We start from the raw sequence: 21,998 nt of genomic DNA, 5'->3' as shown, positions 1-21,998 counted from the left end.
GCCCCGGACCGGGACGGCTTTTAATTCATTTCATCGGCTAATTCATCGGAAACGGCAATAATATCGGACGTACCGGAGCTTCTGAGAATCGAACGGGCATTCTCCACTTCAATACGAAGGGCACGAACCTTTTCCATTGGCTTTTTCACATAATGAATGTATTCTACTGCAAGATGATGATCCGGCTTCTTGCCGGAAAGCAGCCTGCGCAGAGTCGACATCGACTGATACGAGCGTTCTTCGATCAAACGGCGTTTTTCATAACGCTCGACCATCTGCTCGATTTCGGCGATTTCTTGTTCTTTTTTTGAGATATAGGCTTCCAGAAACGGAATGACCTCCGCAGCCTTGCGATGCTTCAACCGGGATGGCGAGGTGGAAACAATCGGATCAGTCATGAGAATTCTCCTATCTCTGCATGTTATCAATTGTCACACCATTAATAGTACACGATTGACTGCTATTTGAAAACCCTTTTCATGCACAATTCGTGTCCATTATTTGACTCCGATGTCAGCTCCAATCACTCCCAGTACCTGGCCATGATCCGAAACAACCGGGACCGAGACCGTCAAGCACGGCTTCTTCGTAATAGCCGAGATATAGACCTCAGAGGTATACACATTCCCCTCCATAGCGCGTCTCCACCATTCACGTCCTTTGGCATTGAGCAATCCCGCTTCCGGCATCGAGAAGATAAAAGCCCCGTCGCCGCGGTTGGACCATATTGCCTCAATCCCGGACCCCCGCTGCATGAGCTGCGTTAATTTCGCTTGATGGCTGTTCTCATCCAGGATGAACGCAGAATCCTTCGCCAGCAAAACCAACTGATCGATAATCCCGCTTACGCTCGCGGGTATAATAGCCGTATTGCTCTTAAATCCGACCTTCTGCACGGCGTGCGAGAAAGCATCCGATGACCGCCCGAGATTCATCCGGACACGATTCAATTTGCCGATCTGACGGCGCTGCTGATGCGTCAGCTCCAATGTTTCATCGACGTTGCCCATCGTCTGATTGACCGCATCCACGACTTCCTTGAGCATCGATGTGGTATGTGTCATATGCTCCGTCTGCAGCCTGCTAGCAATGCTGCTCCTGCCAATCAGCGTATCCACCTCCTGGATCCGGGTAAAAACATGGTCCATCCGTTCTTTGGTTTGTGCCATTTCCAGAATGCCGCGCTCAACCGCCGATTTTTCCAAATCAACGGAAGTGACAACCTGACGAACCCCGCTCTCGATTTCCTGGACCAACCCGCTTGAACGCCTGACCGCCTCATGGCTCTGCTCCGCCAGCTTCTTGATCTGCTGGGCTACAACAGCAAACCCCCGGCCGTATTCTCCGGCATGCGCCGCTTCGATGGAAGCGTTAAGCGCAAGCAGCGAGGTTTGGGAAACGATTTCCTGAATGAACTCATTGATTTCATTAATGCGCGAGGTTTGTTCAATCAAATCACGGATATGCTTATCCACTGCACTATTGTACGTATGTAAATCAGTCATAACCTGATCTGTATTCGTAAGCAGACGGCGAGCCTGCAGCACATCTTCATTGGCAGACTTGCTCTGCCGGTCAAGCTGCTCCGCCGTTTCACTGATTTGCTCAGCCGAGGCTGCCACTTCCTGAAGCGTGGAGAAGGTCTCTTCAATCCGTTCCATGGCTTTTATGCTGGCCTCGCGCAGCTGACCTTCGGTCTCTGCCGATTGATCAGCAATTTGAGTCAATTCGCCTATGGATTGATTTACTTCCTCAACCGCTGCCGTAAGCTGATCTGAAATAACTATAGATTCGTTAATTAATTGCTCCATAACTTCACTTTCCTGATTCTGCTGCAACGGCAAACTCAAGCTCTCAGCCCCTGCCCCGCGTGACCAAAGGCGCTGCAAACGATTCATTCAGGTAACCACCTTCAGAAGAAATATGTCAGAATTAGTAACATTATAATTCAGCATTTGACAAAAAGAAAGAGGAACCTTGTCGGCTCCTCTTGTCATGACCGTAGTCATTTATTTATAAACAGTGTTATTTCTGTGCATTTTGCGAAGCTGACTTGTTGAGCGTATTCGCAGTATTTGCTGCAGCCGCTGAATTGTTATCTTGGGCAAACTCCGAGTTGAATTGGTTGGAGGCTGCCTTTGTTTTGTTGTTTTTGTTTTTCGCCATTGTACTCACCCCCCGTACGCCTTTAGTATGGCATAGCGGAAAGTCATTTATGTAACCAAAAACTTCACATTCCCTGGGCGTCAGACTGCTTGTCCAGCTTCTTGAGCTGCAGCTTGCTGCGATGGATTCTGGCCTTTACTGTCCCTAGCGGCACATTCATCGCATCGGCAATTTCCTGGTCTTTGAATCCGTAATAAAACTTGTAAAGCAGCATAGTACGGGAGCGGGGGTCCAGCAGTGCCAGCAGCTCGGAAATTTCAAATTGCAGCCCCGCTTCATCCTGATAGCCCGCTTGCGCCTGTTCTTCCTGCGCTTCAGTCCAGCCGTAGCCCTGGGAGCGCTTTGCCTGTCTGTTGATATTAATCGCCGCGTTGGCCGTAATCGTTTTGGCCCAGGAATAAAGTTTGCTTTGTTCCCGCAGAGTATCCTGCTTCGTCAGAATGCTTACCCAAGCTTCCTGGACGGCATCCTGAGCGTCTGATTTATTAATAACTTTGGAATAGGCCACTCGAATCATTTGGTTATATAGTTCCCGCAGTCGATCTTCAACCTGCTCAAGGTCAAGATCCTTCTCTCCATCATCTTCTAAAAAATGGTAATTAATACCCACAGGTAACCGCCCCGCTTATTTTGATGATAGCGTTTACAGCCATAATATCATATTTTTCCAATAAAAAAAAGAAGGCGATTCAACAAATTTCAAGTTTGTTGAACAACCCTCTACATATTTTTCAAGATTCCAAAAGAGCAGCCGGTATAGGTCCTTCTGCAGTAACCGACTTATTTAAGGACCTCAGCCATGATTCCGACACTTTTCCGTCACCCTGCTTGAGAACCTGCACTTCAACGGTCCGTTTGCCCCATTGCTTGTAAACCTGCTTACGGGTCTCAAAATATAAATCGATTTTATGACCCTTGATCGCTGAACCCGTATCTGCTACTACGCCATAGCCGTAACCCGGAACATAAAGCAGGGTCCCGATAGGAAAAACCTTGGGATCCGCCGCAATGGTCGAAACGATATCCCGTCTGACCTTAACTCCGGAATACGTGATTCCGTACAAGGGATGGCCCGGCTTCTTCCCAGTCGATTCGACGCCTGCTGTATAGCCGGTTGCGACCACCTTAATATGTTTCCTTGCCTGAGTCTTCTTATTGGCTTCTTTCACCTTGCTCGCAGGTTTCTTCTGATCCATAACCGCGTTTGCAAGGTTTAACGGCTTGATAACTTCAACTGCAGGAGCATCGGCTGTCTCCTTCTTGCTGGACGTGCTGTTTCCTGAAATCGTTGTTAAAATTACCGCCCCTGCAAGTAAAGCTGCGAGCAGGAAGCGGAAGATGGGCATGCTTGTCTTCATTTGGATGTAGTCCCCCCTAAGAGGAGGTTACCCATATAGAGCAAGCTTTATTCACGATTCTATCAATTGGCAGATAGTTTAATAGAGAGGAAGAATTTCACATCGCCGTCGATTAAGCTCGGTTAAGTCCATTTCTTCCCCTCCAAAACAGGCAGTTCCGCCGTAAAGTCCAGGAATTGCTGCTGATCTCTATATCTGCTTGGCGCTGATTTCTTCCTGAAGCAAGGAGATCAGTTCAGACACCGGTCTGGCTCCAATGTCGCCTTCGCCGCGTTTGCGCACCGATACTGTGCCCGACTGCGCTTCGTTATCGCCGACAACAAGCATATAAGGAGCTTTTTCCAGCTGCGCCTCGCGTATTTTATAGCCCAGCTTCTCATTGCGCAGATCGGATTCCACACGGATTCCTGAAGCGCGAAGCTTCTCTTCAACCTCCCGTGCATAGCTCTCATAAGCCGTGGACACCGGAAGGATTTTGGCCTGCACCGGAGATAGCCAGAGCGGCAGCGCCCCCGCAAAATTCTCCAGCAGGAAAGCGGTCATCCGCTCCATCGTGCTGATAATTCCCCTGTGTATAACGACCGGCCGGTGTTTCTTGCCGTCATCTCCGACATATTCAAGCTCGAAGCGCTCCGGCAGCAGGAAGTCGAGCTGCGCAGTGGACAACGTCTCTTCCTTGCCCAGCGCCGTCTTGATCTGGACATCCAGCTTGGGACCGTAGAATGCGGCTTCTCCTTCGGCTTCGAAGAAAGATAACTCCAGCTCCTCGGCAACCTCGCGCAGCATCCGCTGGGACATTTCCCACATCTCGTCATTTGGAAAATATTTCTCGGTGTCCTTCGGATCACGGTAGGATAACCGGAAACGGTAATCTTTGATTCCGAAATCTTCGTATACCTGGCGGATCAGCTTGATAACACGGCCGAATTCCTCTTTGATTTGATCGGGACGGCAGAAAATATGCGCGTCATTCAACGTCATAGCACGCACGCGGTGAAGCCCCGTAAGCGCCCCTGACATCTCATAACGGTGCATCGTGCCAAGCTCTGCCACACGAACAGGCAGATCCCGGTAGGAGCGCATTTCGCTTTTGAAAACCATCATATGATGCGGGCAGTTCATGGGACGAAGAACAAGCTCCTCGTTATCCATAATCATTTTGGGGAACATGTCCTCGCTGTAATGCTCCCAGTGGCCGCTCGTCTTGTACAGCTCCACATTAGCCAGCACCGGTGTATAGACATGCTGGTAGCCAAGCCGTTCTTCGAGATCGACGATGTAGCGTTCCATGGTACGTCTTACAGTCGCGCCGTTGGGAAGCCAAAGCGGCAGTCCCTGACCTACCTCGCGCGAGAAGGTGAACATTTTCAGCTCGCGGCCGAGCTTGCGGTGATCGCGTTTCTTGGCTTCTTCAAGAAAGTGAAGATGCTCGTCCAGCTGCGCTTTTTTGGGAAAAGCTGTGCCGTATATACGCTGCAGCATTTTGTTCTTGGAATCCCCGCGCCAGTAGGCTCCTGCCACGCTCAGCAGTTTGAAAGCCTTGATGCGGCCGGTCGACGGCAGATGCGGACCGCGGCACAGGTCGAAGAACTCGCCCTGATCATAAATCGTCAGCTCTGCTTCAACGGGCAGATCGCGGATTAGCTCAATCTTCAGCGGATCATCCAGCTCCGTAAAAATCGCGATTGCCTCCTCGCGGCTGACAACACGGCGGCGGATAGGCAGATTTTCCTGTACGATCTTTTCCATTTCCTTCTCGATCTTGACCAGATCCTCGGGAGTGAGGGATTGCTCCAGATCAATATCGTAATAGAAGCCATCCTCGATTACCGGTCCGATGCCAAGCTTGACTTCTGTCCTGCCGTACAGGCGCTTGATCGCCTGGGCCATCAAATGCGCTGTGCTGTGGCGGTATACTTCCAGTCCGTCCGCAGTCTCAAGCGTCACAATCTCAAGCGATGCATCCTCTTCAAGCGGCGTGTATACATCGACCACCTTGCCGTTGACTTTACCGGCAATAGCGTTCTTCTTAAGGCCGCTGCTAATGGAGCCGGCCACATCCTCAACCGTAGTTCCCCCGTCATACTCCCGTACATTCCCATCGGGAAATTTCACTTGAATCGACATCTTCAACCTCCTGCAGATATGTTGTATGGTGGAATGCAGACAACAAAAAAAGCACACATCCCGTAAAAGGGACGAGTGCCTGTCAGACCCGTGGTTCCACCCTGGTTCAATTGACGCAAGGGCCATAAATGCGCCTTGGAGCCAATCCTTGTGAGCGTTCGGTAACGGGAACGAAACCGGCGCAGCTTACTACCGTCTGTAACGGCTTCAACTGGGCAGCTAAAAAGGGGTATATCCGCCAACGCAGGCGTGAGGGGCTTGCAGCCTGATGGTCCCTCTCTCTGGAACGTGCGTATTGTGAGGCAGATACATGTCTTTCTCAAAGCTTTATATGGAAACATTATAATCCGAGCTTTGCGCAGCGGTCAAGTCCATTTGCGTTTGGCGGTAATCATCCGCGGGGCTAAGACCGGTTCATGCTGCTGCAGATCAGGAAATTGCTCGAAATAAAAGGTGCAGCTTGTGCATTCCACACAAAGCTGAACGCGCTGTTCAAAAATTGTCTCCAGCGTCCGCATAACCTGAAGCTCCGGCTGCCTGGTATGAATGACGATATTCTCCGGCGATATCGTGATCAACGTGCTTACAATCATATCCTCCATATTCATTTCCGTTTCCAGCATTTCTGCAACAATCCGGTCAGCCGGCACCGCTTCGAGCATTTGAAATTCCTCATTATAGAGGACGAATTCCGTTCCGCCCTTATGGACAACATGAACGATCGGCAGCTTTACCTCCTGCATGCGAACGAAATATTTCAATAAAGAGATAAATTCCTGATACTGCTTATCCATGACGTATTCATCGACTGCGAAGGCCGCGATTTCCCGGAGCTCCTCCCAATAGGAAGCAAGACGGAAGGTGACATATCCATCCAGATGGATGCGGGTATTGCTGCCCAGGAACTCTTCGAGCTCTGCCGCAACTTTATTTTTCCGGCGGTCCCGGTCGACCCGCAGCATCTCCAGATCCACACTGACAGCTTCATGGGAGCTGGACTCTCCCCCAAATAGCAGATTCTTGCAGTACTGCTCCACCGATTCAATTTCACTGGGCTCATCATAATGAAATTGCTTCCGGATGATCGAATGCAGCAGCGTCGGCTCCATCTCGGTCAATATATACCGGGCAAAAGCGTTTGCCGCCCGGCGGTAAACAAGTGGGCCGTGCAAAGCAAGGTTGAAATCCTTCATTTCCGCACTGCAGGTTATGGCTCCATAATGAAGATCTGGGGTGCAATGTATGGTGACATATTCGCCGCCGGATCCGGCTTTGTTATGTAAATCGAGGAATTCTTCCTGCAAATATTCGCGCAGCCGTCCAATCGCTTCGCTCGAAGCCGACATCAGAGATACGGTGAACAATTCCATAGGCTCACTCCTACATATTTTTACGTGTTTTTTCTTCTTATATCAGTATATGGTCCTCCCAGGGCATATATACGATGCATCGAGTGGGTAAATGGTTAGGGATTGGAAAGAAAGAGTATTCGTGGTATATTGAGTTTTGAACGAAGCTGGCCGCTGGAGTGAATATCATGGATTATGAATCGCTGGATTATAACCGTTACCGCTGGAATCGCATGCTTCTTAGCGGATTCTGGTTCATTTTGTTGTTCTCGATTTTTCTGGAATGCTTGTATTTAACGATAACTGAGATTCCATCCCGGGAATTTATTCTCAAATATATGGTGAAGCCCACCGTTTTTCAATTATCGACGCTTCTGCTTGCCGAGACGGGACTCCGGGCATTAAAGGGCAAGTATCAGGATTATATTCTAATCATCACCTCGTCTTTATTGGCCTACATTATTGTTTACATCCACAACTCCATTAACTATTTGCTGCTCGGACTTTTCCTGCCTGTCATGGTTTCCATATTCTACTTCCATCCCAAAAAAATGATTTTTGCCTACGTTATAACAATGGCTTCGGTTTACCTGATGTATTGGACCAATGATTTCATGAATCATGACATTACGCTGGTTGGCTTGGTAACGATTACAGTGATGTTCTCCTGCTTCTCACTGGTCGGCTGGGGCGTTATCCGCCGTGGACGCGAGCTGATCAGCCATCTGAAGTCCTCCTTCGAATCCAATCAGGAGCTTCTCGTCAAGACCATCTGGATGGATAAGCTGGCCAAAACCGATGCATTAACCGAGCTGTACAATCACATGACATTTCATGAGTATTTTGAAAAGCTGATTGAACAGCATGAGGATAACGGCTTGCCGCTGCAGCTGGCATTGATTGATATTGATAATTTCAAGCATGTCAATGATACGTATGGACATCGCGCCGGTGATGTCGTACTGCAAAGGGTAGCCAAACTAATCAGCAGCAAAGCCTATCAGAACGACTTTGTGGCCCGTTACGGCGGAGAGGAATTCGCCATTCTGTTTACGGACAAGCCCATGGCTGAAGCCCTTGAAATGGTGGATAAAATCAGGCTGGAGATTTCCCGGCTGTCTCACGAATCGCTGGGAGGCAAACCCATAACGGTCAGCATCGGGGTGGGAGAATATTCGGCCAGCGACGGCAAGGAACGGTTCTTCAACCGGGTGGATGCCGCGCTGTACAAAGCCAAGAACACCGGTAAGAACAAGACTGTTATTGCAGCAGCAGATATAGCTGAAACGCAGCTTGCGTAAAACAGAAAGAAGCTCCCTGCAGTGCGATGGTAAGATCGCTTTGCAGGGAGCTTCTTTATCTTTTTAACATCGAAGGCCAAAGTCTTTAGTTCTGCATAACAAAATCATGCTCGACGCCATCCGACTCTTGGTACATCTTCAATATTTCATATTTCGTGTTACGCTGTGCAGGAATCTTGCCCGATTCGCGGATAAGCCGGAGAATCGACTCGATGTTGACTTTGTGGGTCGTTCCCGCGGCAGAGACAACATTCTCTTCGATCATCGTGCTGCCAAAATCGTTGCAGCCGTATTGCAGAGAAAGCTTGCCTACATCAGGTCCCATTGTAACCCATGAGGATTGGAAATTATCAATATTATCCAAGGTGATCCGGCTGATCGCCAGTGTCTTCAAATATTCCTCAGGCGTCGCTTTCTCACGCTTCATATTCGTGTTCTCAGGTTGGAAGGTCCATGGAATAAAGGCCAGAAAGCCGCGCGAGTCATAGCCGTTCGCAATACATTCATCCTGCGCTTCGCGCACCCGCAGAAGGTGAAGCGCCCGCTCCTCCATCTCTTCCCCGAACCCGATCACCATCGTTGCGGTCGTGTTCATCCCGATGCGGTGAGCCGTCTTCATCACGTCCATCCAATCGGTCCAGGAGCCCTTCAGCCGGCTGATCTTGCGGCGCGTGCGGTCATCAAGAATCTCGCCGCCGCCGCCCGGCAGGGAATCGAGTCCAGCCGCATTCAGCTCGCGCATGGTCTCTTCCATGGTTAAGCCGCCTGAGATTTCGCGCATTTTGTGAATCTCTGCGGGAGAGAAGGAGTGCATCGTGATGCCCGGGAAATGCACCTTGATTTTGCGCAGCAGATCCAGGTAATAGGAGAAAGGCAAGGTCGGATTTACACCGCCCTGCATCAGAATTTCAGTTCCGCCCACATCCATCGTTTCCTGGATTTTCTGGAGGATCGTCTCATCGGGAAGAACATAGCCTTCCGGCGATCCGGGAGCGCGGTAAAAGGCGCAAAAGCGGCAGTACACATCACACACATTCGTATAGTTGATGTTGCGTCCGACAACAAAAGTCGTGATGGGCTCCGGGTGACGGCGCTCCATCAAAATGTTGGCGGCATGCCCCATTTTTTCAATTTCATCGGACTCAAACAATGTTACGCATTCTTCCAGTCCGACCCGTTCGCCCTGCAGCGCTTTATCCAATATACGATCTATATTTTGCATTCTGCGATAAACCTCCTTCATTATCAATACCGTACGCTATAAGTCCTGCCTACCATTCATATTAACATAAAGCGTACAAACGCGTCATTAATCGCAGCTTTAAGCAAAAGCATGCCTGAATGCCGAAAAACGCGGCTGGTCCGTCAGGACTGCCGCGTATCGTCTATTATCATGTTTTCCGGTATTTATGCGCAAATATGTCTAATTATTGACGCAGCGCTTGATCAAGATCGGCAATCAGGTCGTCAATGTCTTCCAGACCGACGGAATACCGGAGCAAGCCGTCCGTGATGCCGCGCTCATGACGCACCTCGCGCGGCATAGCCGCATGGGACATCATCGCCGGATAGGACAGAATGCTCTCAACGGCGCCCAGACTGACGGCCACGATCGGCAGCTTCACGCGGCTCAGCACCGCCTTCGCCCGGTCGCCATCGCCAACGTCAAAGGACACGACCGCCCCATAGCCGAGCGACTGCTTCTCGTGAATCTCCCGTCCCGGATGATTCTCAAGACCCGGGTAGAATACTTGTACGACACCATCATTCTGAAGGAGCCAGGACGCCAGTTTGCGTGCGCTCTTCTCACTGTGCTCCATCCGCGCCTGCAAGGTCTTCATCCCGCGAATAAGCAGCCAGGATTCCTGCGCGCCGAGCACAGTGCCCAGACCGTTCTGCAGCTGTTTGAGTCTGCGGCCAAGGCTTTCGTTAGCAGCTACGGCCAGACCGGCCAACACATCGCTGTGACCGCCGAGGAATTTTGTCGCGCTGTGCAGCACAATATCCACTCCAAGCTCAATTGGCCGCTGATGATAAGGAGTCATAAACGTATTATCGAGCATGGTCAGCAGATTACGCTGCTTGGCCCACGCGGTGATCTCCGCAATATCGGTGATTTTGAGCGTGGGATTCGACGGCGTTTCCATGAACACCGCTTTCGTGTTCGGCTTAAGTGCCGCCTTTACCTCTTCAAAACGGGTCATGTCAACAAAGGTCGATTCAATTCCAAGCCGGTCAAGAATAGTTGTGAGCAGACGGTAGGTCCCGCCGTATACATCCTCTGTGACAATAACATGATCTCCGCTCGAGAGAAGCAGAAAGGTCGTAGAGATGGCTGCCATTCCGCTGGAGAAAGCAAAGCCGCGCTCCCCGCCCTCCAAAAGCGCGATATAATCCTCAAGAGCCTGCCGGGTCGGGTTGCCTGAACGGCTGTAATCATAATCCGGCGGGTTAAAAATATCGTGGTGGTGAAAAGTGGACGCCTGGTAAATCGGCACACTTGAGGCTCCTGTATGCTCATCGATCTCTGCGCCGAAGTGAATGAGCTTCGTGGCGAACTGCTTGTCCGCTTTCCTTGCGCCATTATCCTGCTGCTGTTCCTGATCTGCCATAGTATTCGTTACTCCTTCCCGATTTCGCGCGCTGCCGCTTCAAGTGCCTGGCCAAGATCCGCAATCAGATCATCGGCATGCTCGATGCCCACCGAGAAGCGCAGCAGCCGGTCATCGACGCCGACCTGACGGCGGATTTCTTCCGGAATATCGGCATGCGTCTGCACAGCCGGATATGTCATCAGTGATTCCACGCCGCCGAGGCTTTCAGCGAAAGCGATCAGCGTGATATGGCGGAGAATCGGCTCGACATACCTGGCATCCTTCAAACGGAAGGAGAAAATCCCGGTATTGCCTGAGGCTTGACGGCTCTGGATATCATGGCCCGGATGATGGGAGAGGCCCGGGTAGTAGACCTCTTCGACAGCCTCATGCTCATACAGCCAGTTAGCCAGACGGATCGCATTCTCTTGATGGCGTTCCATCCGCAGCGCGAGCGTCTTCATCCCCCTCATGAGCAGCCAGGAATCCTGTGCTCCGAGAACGGCTCCGATGGAATTATGCAGGAAGAACATCTGCTCGGACAGCTCCTTGCCTTTGGTGACAATCAGTCCGGCCAGCACGTCATTGTGTCCGCCAAGATATTTGGTCGCGCTGTGAATGACAATATCCGCTCCCAGCTCAATTGGCCGTTGGAAGAAAGGCGTAAGCAGCGTATTGTCCACAATCGTCAGCATGCCCTTGGATTTGGCCCAGGCGCATACCCGTTCAATATCAGTAATCATCATCGTCGGGTTCGTCGGCGTTTCGATCAGAACAGCTTTCGTATTCGGCGTATAAAGCTGGGACAGCGCATCTATATCGTTCGTGTCCACATAAGAGGCCGTTACGCCAAAACGGCTCATGATCCGTTCCAGCAAACGGTAGGTGCCCCCGTACAGATCCAGCGACACCAGCAGATGATCGCCTTGGCTGAACATCGCGAATACCGTTTGCAGAGCGGCCATGCCGGTGCTGCAGGCGAATCCGGCATCTCCGGATTCCAGCTCAGCCGCGGCATCCTCGAGCACCTTGCGCGTCGGGCTCTTCGTCCTTGCGTAATCGAATCCCGTGCTTTGGCCAAGCTGCGGATGGCGGAAAGCGGTGGCTTGATAAATCGGGAAGCTCACCGCTCCGGTTACCGGCTCACTTTGGGAACCTATCTGGGCTAATCGGCTTTCAATTTTCATCGTAGGATAAGCTCCTTTTCAGCTCGTATAATAGTATGTTTTAGATGCCTGCTCCCAAATCGTAGGGCGTTTGCTGGTACACGTAATAGTTCAACCAGTTCGAGAACAACAGGTTCGCATGCGCCCGCCAGCTGGAAAGCGGTATTAACGAAGGATCATTGTTTGGAAAATAATTTTGCGGAACATCGATCCGCAGCCCCTTGGCCTGATCGCGGTCGTATTCCCATTTCAGCGTCAAAGGATCGTATTCCGAATGTCCGGTTGCGAAGATTTGTCTTTTGTCCTTGGAAGCCACGAGGTAAACGCCGGAATCGGGAGAAGAAGACAGAATTTCAAGATCGGCTATCGGTTCGATATCTTCCCGGCGAAACTCGGTGTGGCGCGATTGCGGCACGTAGAACTGTTCGTCGAAGCCTCTGAGCAGCGGAACATTGCGCTTCTCGAGCGTGTGCGGGTAAACGCCGAATATCTTTTTGTCCAGGTCATACTTCGGCACGCCGTAGTGATGGTACAGGCCGGCCTGAGCGCCCCAACAGATGTGCAGGGTCGATGTGACCCTGCGGGCGCTCCAATCCATAATATCCTTGAGCTCTTCCCAGTACGTCACTTCTTCAAACGGCAGATGCTCTATAGGTGCGCCGGTAATGATCATTCCGTCATAATATTCGTGGGAAATATCGTCGAACGATTTATAGAAGCTTTCCAAATGCTCCGCCGAGGTATTCTTCGACGTATGCGTTCTCGGGTTAATCAGTACCGCTTCAACCTGCAGCGGGGTATTGCCGATCAGGCGGAGCAGCTGCGTTTCAGTCGTTTCCTTCGTAGGCATCAGATTCAAAATGGCGATCCGCAGCGGCCGGATGTCCTGATGGAAGGCGGTGCTTTCATCCATTACGAAAATGTTCTCACCCGACAAAATGTCTTTGGCAGGTAAATGATCAGGTACTTTAATTGGCATCTTCTCGTTCACTCCTCATGTTGCGGGTTCCTTAATCGCCTCGCCAGGCAGGCGGGAAACGAAAAAAGCCCCGCTCTGGTGTCAGAGTAGGGGCATAAAAAATATCGTTCATGCGCCTCTCATCTGTCAGAAACAAAATGTTTCCGCAAGAATTAGCACCGTGCGTATAAACGCCGGTTGCCGGGCTTCATCGGGCTAGTCCCTCCGCCTGCTCTTGATAAGAAAGCTTGCTATTTAATTATCGGTCGACTTATGTTTACTTTAAATCATTCCCTTATTCCCGTCAAGTATGAGTGAAATAACAGGCAGGCTGTGGTGTTCACCCCATGAGGTATCAGCGCATAAATTACAGTATCATGCGGCCTGCCTAGTTTCTTCTTGAATGGAAAGACACTGTCAGAGTATACTAGACAAGGATTGCATGATTCAATCCCAAATGGATTCCAAAAAGGGGTGTTGACGCATATGGAAGGCGACCCGAGGCCTGCGGGCAACCGCATTGATTACCGGTACTGGAACTTAGCGCATGTCTGCTTACGATACAGCCGTCCATATCGTTCAACGCCGTCCTTCCTGATATAGGTTCGGTCTGCATCGCTATGGTCAGCGTAACGTATTGATAAATGCCTCCCTCCAATCTACCGGCATCCGGGAAAAACCATCATTAAGGAAAGAGAGGAGAGGGATGCGGATGAAAATCCGTCTGGTTAATCAGGGCATTTTTACGACAATTGAGGATATTCATACTGCCACTATTCCGCCCACTGAGGGCTTTTACTGGATTGACGCGGACGTCGACGATCTGGCTGTGCTGCAGCCGATATTCGCCCTCCACGACCTGGCCGTCGAAGACTGCCTCAGCGAGGAAGAACAGCGGCCGAAGATTGAAATTCATGAGGGTCATTATTTCATCGTGATCAACAGCATCCGGTTTGATGACGAGGAGATTTTTCTCAGAGCTTTGAACATCTTCCTCGGACGGCATTATATTATTACGGTGACCAAGCAAAAAATCAACGAGCTGCGCACTTTAAAGCCGATTCTGTGGGAAGAGGAAGTCGGCAGACCGGACAGATTCCTCTACCATCTGGTCGATCTTGTTGTTGACAACTATTTCCTGGTCGGCGACCGCATTGAAGCGCGCATTGAAAGCCTGGAAGAAGATATCCTCATGCATACGAAGAAATCCCATCTGACTGAAATCATCGGTCTGCGAAGTGAAATTTTGTGGCTGAAAAAGGTGCTGGGTCCGCAGAAGGACGTCATCTTCACGCTCAACAAAAAGGATCTGAAGCTCATCGACGATCAGCTGCAAAAATATTTCAGCGATATCTATGAGAATGCGGTCAAAATCGCCGAGACCTTCGAGACCTATCGCGACCTCATGGGCAACTTGCGCGAGGCTTATCAATCCAGTCTGGCCAACCGCGCCAATGAAATCATGCGCGTATTTACGGCACTGACCACGATCTTTATGCCTCTTACCTTCATAACCGGTATATATGGGATGAATTTTGATTATATTCCCGGCCTGCATCTGCATGGCGGCTCCTATATTTTGCTGTTCATCATGCTGTTTCTCGGCTGCGGGATGTTCTATATTTTCCGCAAGAAGGATTGGCTGTGACTGTAGGCGGGAGCATCGAATAAACAACAAAAATAACGTCCCCCCCGCTACCGGGAAAGACGTTATTTTTGTCTGTTTCGGACCATTCGAATGCCTCTAATCCAGGCAGAATGCCGCTGCGCGGACGAAACCAGTCTTCCGCCTGCCCCTTAGAGTATGAACAAGAATTCTACAAGGCAATCGTGCTTCCTCCGTCATCCACATCATTAGCCAGCGATTCGCGCGCTCCTTTCTCCAGATCCACCCTGGCCAGAAGTACGATGCCTATGACGAAGAAGGCGACAAGCGACAATATCGCCAGCCTGCTGGAGCCGGTAATGGTTCCCACAATGGAGAAAATCAGCGGCCCCATGACCAAAGAGAATTTGCTGGACAGACTGAGGAAGCCGAAAAATTCCGCGGTCCTGGATGGCGGCACCAGATTGGCATAGATGCTCCGGGCAATCGCCTGGCTTCCTCCCTGCACAAGTCCAACCATGAATGCCAAGATGTAGAAATGCACCGCACTGGTCATAAAGAAGCCCAGAACCACAATCAGAATGTAGATCATCAAGGACATATTCAGGGATCGCTTGGTTCCAAGACGCGCCGCCGCTCTGATAAACAGCAGCGTACTTGGATAGCCTACAAATTGGGTAATCAGCAGCGCAATAATCAAGTGGGTAGTCTCGATGCCAATGCCGCTCCCGTATATGGTAGCCATGACAATAACCGTATTAATGCCGTCGTTAAAAAACCAGAATGCCAGCATATACCTGAGGAGCTCAGGGAATTTTCTGGCTGACTTCAAGGTTTGGCCAATGCGCACAAATCCGTTTCTGACCGCATGGCCCGCTCCGCTTGAGGCTCCCTTGGCCTGCTCTTTGACATTCCTCATAAGCGGAATGGAGAATAACAGCCACCATATGCCGACCGTTGCAAATGCCGCCTGGGTGCCCGCTGTTTTATCCGCAAACCCGAGCATTTCCCAGCCTTCGATCATCACAATATTCAACGCCAGCAGAAGCCCCCCGCCCAAATAGCCGGCAGCGTATCCTTTGGAGCTGATCGCAGCGCGTTCCTGCGGCGGCGCGATATCCGTGATGAGGCCATCATAAAAAGTATTTCCCGCCGAATAGCCAATCGTTCCGATCACAACAAGCACGGATGCGAGCAGCCAATCTCCTTCGCCAATGAAAGCCATCGCTCCGCATGAGATCGCTCCTATAACAGCAAAGAAGGACAGAAACCGTACCTTCATGCCGGAGTAGTCTGCGATTGCGCCCATGATCGGCGAGAGCACGGCGACACAGATCATCGCGATCGTCTGGGTATATCCCCAATAATTTTCGGCAGTATTGCCCGTCAGCCCTGATCCTGCGACGGTGTTATAGAACACGGGCATCACCGCGGCCATTATCGTCGTCGCAAAAGCGGAATTCGCCCAGTCATACATCAGCCATCCGCGAACCACTTTACGATTCATCTGCTTATCGCTCCTTCTTCTAGGCACCGCTTCAGATCGGCACCATATCTCTGCTGAACCTTTCGACAGGCACCACATGATTCCTTCTTAAAGTTTTTGCAAAGGGCCGCATGGTCTTTTGCCGTATTCCCGCTTTTCATTTATAATAGTACGATAAGTGATAAAAATCTTTAATCGACAAAGGAGGGTTTCCGTGAACATCAGCCAGCTTGAGACCTTGCTTACCATCTCCAAGACCATGAGCTTCCGCAAAGCCGGAGAATTGCTCAATTTGACGCAGCCGGCCGTTTCCGCACAGGTCAAGAGCCTGGAGGACGAGTTCAAGACCGTGCTGATTGACCGGAACCAGCCTGTCACCCTGACAGACCGCGGGCAGGTATTCCTGGAGCATGCATCGCGCATTTTGTCCATTGTCGAGGAGCTGAAACAGAAGCTCTCCGACCTGAATGAGACGCCGCAGGGGCATATTCTGCTCGGGACGACCTCCTCGATCGCGATTCAAATCCTGCCGCGCGTTTTGTCTTATTTTCAAGATCAATTTCCGCTGATTAAAACAACCATTCATTCCATGCCTTCCGCACAGGTCATGACCAGTGTGGAGAACGGCTCCGTTGATCTGGGCATTACTTATTTGTCCGAACGAAATCCCAATGTCGAAACTTCGGTCTTATATTATGATACGTACGATCTCGTCGTGTCGCCCGAGCATCCGTTAAGCGGCTTGAAGCACATGCCTGTTGAAGCGCTCAAGGACATTCCGATGATTATGCTGTCGCCAGACACGCTGGGAAGACGTTTTCTGGATAAAATATTCCGCAAATTCAATATCGAGCCCAACATCGTGATGGAGCTGTCCAGCAGCGAAGAGGTCAAACGCATGGTTGAAATCAATCTGGGAGCGGCTGTCGTCTCCAAGCTGTCCATCGCCAATGAAGTCAGACTGGGAACCCTGAAACGAATCAGTGTAAACGAACTCGACATGAGCCATCCCGTCGGTGTCGTCTTCAAATCCGGACGTTATCTCAATTCCGCCATGCAGCAATTTCTCAGCGACTTGAAAGGCATGCCCGAGGATCAATTTATTAGCAGCGAATAGGAGATGTTAACGATGAAATTCGATCTACATACGCATCATTACCGGTGCGGCCATGCCGACGGGGATATCGAATCGTATATCAAGGCCGGTATTACGGTAGGACTCCAGGTTATCGGCATATCCGACCATTCCCCTTACTTTGCCAGCGAACAGGATCAACCGCATCCTGGAATCGCCATGGCCAAAAGTGATCTGCTCAACTATATCAATGAGGTTCTCCGGCTCAAAGCCAAATACGAAGGCAAGATCGATGTGCTGCTGGGAATGGAATCCGACTTCTATCCTGAATCCATCAACTTGTACCGCAGCATGTACGAGCCGCATCCCTTCGACTATATTATCGGCTCCGTCCACCATACGCGGGGAATCAGCATATTTAACCGCAACCGGTGGAAAGGCATGTCGAAAAGCAAGAAAATCGACGAAAAGCGCGAATATTACAATCTGATCTCCCAGTCGGCGCGCAGCGGAGCCTTCCAGGTGCTGGGGCATATAGATGCCATGAAGGGCTATTATCCAGCCTTCTCCGAAATTGAAGCGGAGGATGCGATTGACGACACGCTGAGGATTATTGCGCAGAACAACGTGGCTATTGAGATCAATACTTCAGGCAAGACCAAGGATGTCGGCGGCTGGTATCCTTCGGATGCCATACTGGAGCGGGCCCTGTATTTCGGCGTCCAGGTGACCTTCGGATCGGATGCGCATGTTCCAAGCCGGGTAGGCGACGATTGGGAGCTTGTGCGGAGACAGCTCAAGGAGATCGGTTTCCGGGAATGGGTGTATTACAAGCAGAAGCAGCCGGTTGTTGTGCCTCTATAACGGTTATATCCGCCAGGTGGACGCAACATCGTTTTTCGAAAACTGGAGCATAACAAAAAAAGTGGACCTGCCAGCGGCAGGTCCCATGTTATATATAAGTAAAAGGGGGTCTTGTTTATTATAATAGCCCAGGAATGTAAAAGGACGATAACAGAATCATTTCATTTGTGTAACAAATGATTAGGGGTGAACGACATGCATGATTATCACCATCTTCGCCACGCCAAGGAACAGGAAACGTCCAAGCGTACGCTTTGGATCACACTCTGGATTACGCTTTTCTTCACGATTGTGGAAATTACCGGAGGCGTGCTGAGCCATTCCCTTGCGCTTCTGTCTGATTCGGCGCATATGATCTCGGATGTAATCGCACTCGGTTTGAGCATGACCGCAATCTATCTGTCGCGGCGTCCATCCAATTCCAAATTCACCTTCGGGTATCTGCGATTCGAGATCATTGCCTCGTTCCTCAACGGACTGGCGCTAGCCGTGATCGCAGTCGGCATATTTATTGAAGGCATCCGGCGCTTTATCGATCCCGTTGCCATCGATTTCAAACTGATGCTGATCATTGCGGTCATCGGATTAATCGTCAATATCGTACTGACGGTGGTGCTCAGCCGCAGCATGAAGGAAGAAGATAATTTAAATATTCAAAGCGCATTGTGGCATTTCATCGGCGATTTGCTCAGCTCGGTCGGCGTGATCCTGTCGGCTGTCCTGATTTATTTTACCAATTGGTACATAGCGGATCCTATCATCAGCGTGGTCATCGGCGGCATAATATTCGTCGGAGGGTATCGGATTATCCGCCAGTCGTATTTGATCCTTATGGAATCGGTGCCGGAGAAATTCGACCTTGAAGAAATGCGGAGCAGTCTGCTCACCATTGATGGCATTGAAGATGTGCACGAGATGCATCTGTGGGCGATTTCCACGGACCATTATTCACTCACCGCACATGTGTTCATCCCCAAGCACTCACAGCCGTTCTATGTCATTTTGGCCATTAACGAGCTGCTGCGGGGCAAATACGGCATTACCCATTCAACCATTCAAACCGAGCATGCCTCCATTCTACCTCATGGGGAATACGGACAAGAGTTTCTCAGGCAGCATGCCGAACAAAAGCCGGATCGCCCGTAATACTTGAACAACCTCTTTGAAAGAAGGATGAATCCTCATGTGGTTTGCAGCAGCTGTCGGCAGCGCAATATTATTCGGCCTTGCGGGCTGGTGGATGAAGGTATCCCAGATGCGCAGCGGTTCCTCCACGTATCTGCTTCTGGGGCTGTACATCTCCGGAACGGCAGGCTTCGGTCTGCATGCAGCAGTAGAGCAAAACCTGGCCGCTTCCTTGACGGACGTCAGGGTTTGGACCGCGGGACTGCTGATTGGCGCAGGCTCCGCCTTTGGCAACGTACTGTTTATGAAAGCGCTGGAATACGGGCCGGCCAGCCTGACTTCCCCTTTGACCAATATGAATATCGTTCTCGTTGTCGCGCTTGGAACCTTTATCTACAATGAGCCGTTTCAGGGAACGGAATTCACGGGGGTTCTGCTTCTGCTGCTTGCCGTCGTATTGGTTTCTATCCGCGGCAGAGAGAAACTGTCCGTGAAACAAAAGAAGTGGTTCCTCTATGTGGGTGTGAGCATCGTATTATTTGCTGTTCGCAACGGGGGACTTAAAGTCACGGAGGGATTGGGTCTTGCAGGCGCACCGGTCCTGTTCGTTTCCTATGCGCTGTCCATTCTGTGGTTTGCATATGCTGCGCTCCTGGAGCAGAGACAGGTTCAGTCCCCTGCCGTAGTATCAGCGCCAGCGCCAGCCGCGCGCGCACTGGCGGATTCTTCGCGAGGCTCATCGCGGACGGGGCTGCTTTGGGGGCTGGTTGCCGGCTTATTCTCATACGGCGGCCTGCAGTTGTATGCAGTCGCGCTGCAAACCGGACAAGCGAACATTGCCGGGCCAATCTTCGCCGCCAACAGTCTTGTCGTGGCAGCCGGCTCCATTGTTCTGTACCGGGAAAGGCTGTCTGCTATGCAGTGGACGGCGTTTGCCTTTATGTTCGCGGGGCTGATTCTGATTCGGGTATAAAACCGGCGCCGAGGTGTTTATTGACGCCTGGAATCGCTTTTCTTAAAAATCAGCGACTGTATGGAGTCGATAAATTTGCGGATCTGGTACCGGAACCGTTTGACCGTCGTCAGCTTCATCACGGAGCCCCAGCCGTCGTATCGCCCTCCATTGCCGGACATCAGCCTGTAGAGCTCTCTGACTCTGTCGTTGACCGTATCCAGGCGGACGTCCTCGAATTTGCTGATGACGAGCGGATAGGGATATCCGTTATCCGGGCTGCCTTCCTTTTCCCTTTCAATCCGGTAACCAAGCTCCTCGAGCATAGTCTCCATCTCGCGTCTGTCCTCGTCCTCACGGAATAACAGCCAGTGATAGACATGTCTGGGCTCTCTGATATTATCTCCTTTATGGATGAGGGCGTAGATCATCTGGGCGTTATGTACAAATAATTCCTCCAGCGGGTCAGGCAGCATGTAGGAATAGAACGTCCACTGCGGGTCTTCTTTTATATAGTGCTGGGCTCTGAATTCCCATTGATCTTTCATCCAATCCCGGATTACGCTGCTGCTGATCCGGCCCTTCGGCGCATAATAATAAAATTCCAGACGGGTCGATACATTAATTCTCCCGACATAAATAGCATCCGCGCTATCTTTTAGCCAATGCTCCAGCTTGCCTTCCAATTGCTCCAGCTGTTTGACGAATTCGCCCTTCGAACGGTTATGTTCCCGGACCGGATATAAATTTATAGTAATGGAAAGCAGATCCTCGAACTCAGCCAACGGGGCGGAATTTTTATAGCCCGTGTTGACCAGGACACGCATCTGCTCCGATTCTGATCGGCGTTCATAAAATCCCCAGTTGTCTGTCATACTGCAGCACCTCGAAAATTGAAATTTGCATAGAATGAGTACAGCCTAGTGCTCATCCCTCATTATAACGGTTTTCCGGCCATAACCAAGCATTTTTGCAGCTTTCTTTGATTTATTTAACGTCCGGGTGACATATGGAATCAATTAGTGCTATAATTGATACTAACTATAATATAGTTCATATTCATTGTATAGCAATTAAGAACAGTTAGAAAATCTGCTCTCTTTTGCGACGTCATGTGCTACAATAGAACTAACAAGAGGGGTGATTGAACTGTGGATTATTCCAAAATGTGTCCAAAATACGAGCATGCGGCAGAAATGCTTGGCAAGAAATGGACAGGTATGATTGTTCGGGTTCTGCTCGGCGGTCCCAAACGCTTCAAAGCCATTAAAGAACAAATTCCAGATATGAGCGACAAGATGCTGACGGATCGGATGAAAGAACTGGAGCACTGTCAAATCATTAAACGCAACGTTTACCCGGAAATGCCTGTCCGGATTGAATATGAGTTAACCGAAAAAGGACGCGGTCTTGAACCCGTTATCCAATCGATTCAGGATTGGGGAGAGCATTGGTATTAAAACTGCCCGGACAACGGGCGGTTTTTTTTATCTATATATAATTAAAAGTCGTACAAGACACGAGGAAAGGAAGATCAGCATGATGACATTGACAGAGCAGCAGTTTACGCGGATATCCCGCGCCTTGGCTGAGCCGCGGCGTTATCAGATGCTTAGGGAGATCGGGGCCAGCAGCGACCCGCTGCCCTGCAGTATCCTGCATGAAACCCATCCCGTGAGCGCCGCAACGATCTCTCACCATGTGAAAGAACTGGAGACGGCTGGCTTGGTCCAGACGATTCGCACAGGCAAATTCATGAGCCTCGTTGTCCAGCGTGATGTACTGAGAGCCTACCTGGAGCAGCTATCGAACATTTAATGATAACCAAAACAGACAGAATCCCGGAATTCCAGCAGGAATTTCCGGGATTC

The 21,998-nt window shown here is 50.6% G+C and carries 21 protein-coding genes and 1 riboswitch; of the genes, 8 read left to right on the top strand and 13 right to left on the bottom strand.

The annotated features are described in order from the left end of the window. Window positions 1-20: 20 nt before the first annotated feature. From AC0YNV_RS14630 to ytxC, 7 genes are all read right to left on the bottom strand, one after another. A complete protein-coding gene (locus tag AC0YNV_RS14630) occupies window positions 21-398 on the bottom strand; it encodes a hypothetical protein (RefSeq protein WP_210038457.1) in 378 nt (125 codons plus the stop codon). Window positions 399-497: 99 nt separating this feature from the next. Then, window positions 498-1,850, bottom strand: a complete 1,353-nt coding sequence (locus tag AC0YNV_RS14625) for a methyl-accepting chemotaxis protein (RefSeq protein WP_475768718.1) — start codon at window positions 1,848-1,850, stop codon at window positions 498-500. Between the two features lie 175 nt (window positions 1,851-2,025). Further along, window positions 2,026-2,166, bottom strand: a complete 141-nt coding sequence (locus tag AC0YNV_RS14620; protein ID WP_210038455.1) for a hypothetical protein — start codon at window positions 2,164-2,166, stop codon at window positions 2,026-2,028. Between the two features lie 64 nt (window positions 2,167-2,230). After that, window positions 2,231-2,776, bottom strand: coding sequence for an RNA polymerase sigma factor (locus tag AC0YNV_RS14615; protein WP_379113962.1), 546 nt, complete (start codon window positions 2,774-2,776; stop codon window positions 2,231-2,233). A 121-nt stretch (window positions 2,777-2,897) separates the two neighbouring features. Continuing rightward, entirely contained in the window at window positions 2,898-3,524 is a 627-nt protein-coding gene (locus AC0YNV_RS14610) for a 3D domain-containing protein (RefSeq protein WP_475768717.1), read from the bottom strand. 189 nt (window positions 3,525-3,713) lie between these two features. Continuing rightward, window positions 3,714-5,651 (bottom strand): threonine--tRNA ligase, encoded by a 1,938-nt coding sequence (thrS, locus tag AC0YNV_RS14605; protein WP_475768716.1) that lies wholly within the window; start codon window positions 5,649-5,651, stop codon window positions 3,714-3,716. A gap of 365 nt (window positions 5,652-6,016) precedes the next feature. Next, entirely contained in the window at window positions 6,017-7,021 is a 1,005-nt protein-coding gene (gene ytxC / locus AC0YNV_RS14600; protein ID WP_475768715.1) for a sporulation protein YtxC, read from the bottom strand. A 167-nt stretch (window positions 7,022-7,188) separates the two neighbouring features. On the opposite strand from ytxC, the gene AC0YNV_RS14595 reads away from it, so the two are divergent. After that, complete coding sequence (locus tag AC0YNV_RS14595; RefSeq protein ID WP_475768714.1) at window positions 7,189-8,301, top strand: GGDEF domain-containing protein; 1,113 nt, start codon at window positions 7,189-7,191, stop codon at window positions 8,299-8,301. Window positions 8,302-8,386: 85 nt separating this feature from the next. Here the strand turns inward: AC0YNV_RS14595 and mqnC are convergent, their stop codons facing one another. The 4 genes from mqnC to metA form a co-directional block, all read right to left on the bottom strand. Next, window positions 8,387-9,523 (bottom strand): cyclic dehypoxanthinyl futalosine synthase, encoded by a 1,137-nt coding sequence (gene mqnC / locus AC0YNV_RS14590; RefSeq protein WP_210038450.1) that lies wholly within the window; start codon window positions 9,521-9,523, stop codon window positions 8,387-8,389. A gap of 205 nt (window positions 9,524-9,728) precedes the next feature. Next, a complete protein-coding gene (locus AC0YNV_RS14585; protein WP_475768713.1) occupies window positions 9,729-10,913 on the bottom strand; it encodes a trans-sulfuration enzyme family protein in 1,185 nt (394 codons plus the stop codon). A gap of 8 nt (window positions 10,914-10,921) precedes the next feature. Next, complete coding sequence (locus AC0YNV_RS14580; RefSeq protein ID WP_475768712.1) at window positions 10,922-12,082, bottom strand: aminotransferase class I/II-fold pyridoxal phosphate-dependent enzyme; 1,161 nt, start codon at window positions 12,080-12,082, stop codon at window positions 10,922-10,924. Window positions 12,083-12,122: 40 nt separating this feature from the next. Next, window positions 12,123-13,040: a homoserine O-acetyltransferase MetA gene (gene metA / locus AC0YNV_RS14575; protein ID WP_210038447.1), complete on the bottom strand. Its 918-nt coding sequence runs from the start codon at window positions 13,038-13,040 to the stop codon at window positions 12,123-12,125. Between the two features lie 116 nt (window positions 13,041-13,156). Continuing rightward, a riboswitch (SAM riboswitch) is annotated at window positions 13,157-13,264 on the bottom strand. A gap of 467 nt (window positions 13,265-13,731) precedes the next feature. On the opposite strand from metA, the gene corA reads away from it, so the two are divergent. Then, entirely contained in the window at window positions 13,732-14,667 is a 936-nt protein-coding gene (gene corA / locus AC0YNV_RS14570; protein WP_210038446.1) for a magnesium/cobalt transporter CorA, read from the top strand. Between the two features lie 169 nt (window positions 14,668-14,836). Here the strand turns inward: corA and AC0YNV_RS14565 are convergent, their stop codons facing one another. Further along, window positions 14,837-16,132 (bottom strand): MFS transporter, encoded by a 1,296-nt coding sequence (locus tag AC0YNV_RS14565; protein ID WP_475768711.1) that lies wholly within the window; start codon window positions 16,130-16,132, stop codon window positions 14,837-14,839. Between the two features lie 193 nt (window positions 16,133-16,325). On the opposite strand from AC0YNV_RS14565, the gene AC0YNV_RS14560 reads away from it, so the two are divergent. The 4 genes from AC0YNV_RS14560 (at window position 16,326) to AC0YNV_RS14545 (ending at window position 20,148) form a co-directional block, all read left to right on the top strand. Continuing rightward, window positions 16,326-17,228 carry a LysR family transcriptional regulator gene (locus tag AC0YNV_RS14560; RefSeq protein WP_210038444.1) on the top strand — a complete coding sequence of 301 codons (903 nt, stop codon included), beginning with the start codon at window positions 16,326-16,328 and terminating at the stop codon, window positions 17,226-17,228. Window positions 17,229-17,240: 12 nt separating this feature from the next. Further along, window positions 17,241-18,050 (top strand): histidinol-phosphatase, encoded by an 810-nt coding sequence (locus AC0YNV_RS14555; RefSeq protein WP_475768710.1) that lies wholly within the window; start codon window positions 17,241-17,243, stop codon window positions 18,048-18,050. Window positions 18,051-18,245: 195 nt separating this feature from the next. Next, window positions 18,246-19,196 carry a cation diffusion facilitator family transporter gene (locus AC0YNV_RS14550; RefSeq protein ID WP_475768709.1) on the top strand — a complete coding sequence of 317 codons (951 nt, stop codon included), beginning with the start codon at window positions 18,246-18,248 and terminating at the stop codon, window positions 19,194-19,196. A 37-nt stretch (window positions 19,197-19,233) separates the two neighbouring features. Further along, window positions 19,234-20,148: an EamA family transporter gene (locus AC0YNV_RS14545; protein ID WP_475768708.1), complete on the top strand. Its 915-nt coding sequence runs from the start codon at window positions 19,234-19,236 to the stop codon at window positions 20,146-20,148. Window positions 20,149-20,165: 17 nt separating this feature from the next. Here AC0YNV_RS14545 and AC0YNV_RS14540 read toward each other — a convergent pair whose 3' ends face one another. Then, window positions 20,166-21,002, bottom strand: a complete 837-nt coding sequence (locus AC0YNV_RS14540) for a DUF695 domain-containing protein (RefSeq protein WP_475768707.1) — start codon at window positions 21,000-21,002, stop codon at window positions 20,166-20,168. A gap of 276 nt (window positions 21,003-21,278) precedes the next feature. Between AC0YNV_RS14540 and AC0YNV_RS14535 the strand changes: the two genes are divergently transcribed. Then, window positions 21,279-21,587, top strand: a complete 309-nt coding sequence (locus AC0YNV_RS14535) for a winged helix-turn-helix transcriptional regulator (protein ID WP_379113961.1) — start codon at window positions 21,279-21,281, stop codon at window positions 21,585-21,587. 79 nt (window positions 21,588-21,666) lie between these two features. Beyond that, a complete protein-coding gene (locus tag AC0YNV_RS14530) occupies window positions 21,667-21,945 on the top strand; it encodes an ArsR/SmtB family transcription factor (RefSeq protein WP_475768706.1) in 279 nt (92 codons plus the stop codon). Window positions 21,946-21,998 lie beyond the last annotated feature (53 nt).

Source organism: Paenibacillus sp. JT31N11, assembly GCF_056269285.1.
Note: the sequence above shows the minus strand (reverse complement) of the source record. Positions and strands in the feature narration are given on the sequence as shown.

Coding starts and splice junctions, on each gene's coding strand:
- ytxC (WP_475768715.1), bottom strand. CDS start 7,021: ATGGAATTGTTCACCGTATCTCTGATGTCGGCTTCGAGCGAAGCGATT.
- mqnC (WP_210038450.1), bottom strand. CDS start 9,523: ATGCAAAATATAGATCGTATATTGGATAAAGCGCTGCAGGGCGAACGG.
- AC0YNV_RS14540 (WP_475768707.1), bottom strand. CDS start 21,002: ATGACAGACAACTGGGGATTTTATGAACGCCGATCAGAATCGGAGCAG.
- corA (WP_210038446.1), top strand. CDS start 13,732: ATGAAAATCCGTCTGGTTAATCAGGGCATTTTTACGACAATTGAGGAT.
- AC0YNV_RS14630 (WP_210038457.1), bottom strand. CDS start 398: ATGACTGATCCGATTGTTTCCACCTCGCCATCCCGGTTGAAGCATCGC.
- AC0YNV_RS14580 (WP_475768712.1), bottom strand. CDS start 12,082: ATGAAAATTGAAAGCCGATTAGCCCAGATAGGTTCCCAAAGTGAGCCG.
- AC0YNV_RS14545 (WP_475768708.1), top strand. CDS start 19,234: ATGTGGTTTGCAGCAGCTGTCGGCAGCGCAATATTATTCGGCCTTGCG.
- AC0YNV_RS14565 (WP_475768711.1), bottom strand. CDS start 16,132: ATGAATCGTAAAGTGGTTCGCGGATGGCTGATGTATGACTGGGCGAAT.
- AC0YNV_RS14610 (WP_475768717.1), bottom strand. CDS start 3,524: ATGAAGACAAGCATGCCCATCTTCCGCTTCCTGCTCGCAGCTTTACTT.
- thrS (WP_475768716.1), bottom strand. CDS start 5,651: ATGTCGATTCAAGTGAAATTTCCCGATGGGAATGTACGGGAGTATGAC.
- AC0YNV_RS14595 (WP_475768714.1), top strand. CDS start 7,189: ATGGATTATGAATCGCTGGATTATAACCGTTACCGCTGGAATCGCATG.
- AC0YNV_RS14585 (WP_475768713.1), bottom strand. CDS start 10,913: ATGGCAGATCAGGAACAGCAGCAGGATAATGGCGCAAGGAAAGCGGAC.
- AC0YNV_RS14550 (WP_475768709.1), top strand. CDS start 18,246: ATGCATGATTATCACCATCTTCGCCACGCCAAGGAACAGGAAACGTCC.
- AC0YNV_RS14555 (WP_475768710.1), top strand. CDS start 17,241: ATGAAATTCGATCTACATACGCATCATTACCGGTGCGGCCATGCCGAC.
- AC0YNV_RS14530 (WP_475768706.1), top strand. CDS start 21,667: ATGATGACATTGACAGAGCAGCAGTTTACGCGGATATCCCGCGCCTTG.
- AC0YNV_RS14620 (WP_210038455.1), bottom strand. CDS start 2,166: ATGGCGAAAAACAAAAACAACAAAACAAAGGCAGCCTCCAACCAATTC.
- metA (WP_210038447.1), bottom strand. CDS start 13,040: ATGCCAATTAAAGTACCTGATCATTTACCTGCCAAAGACATTTTGTCG.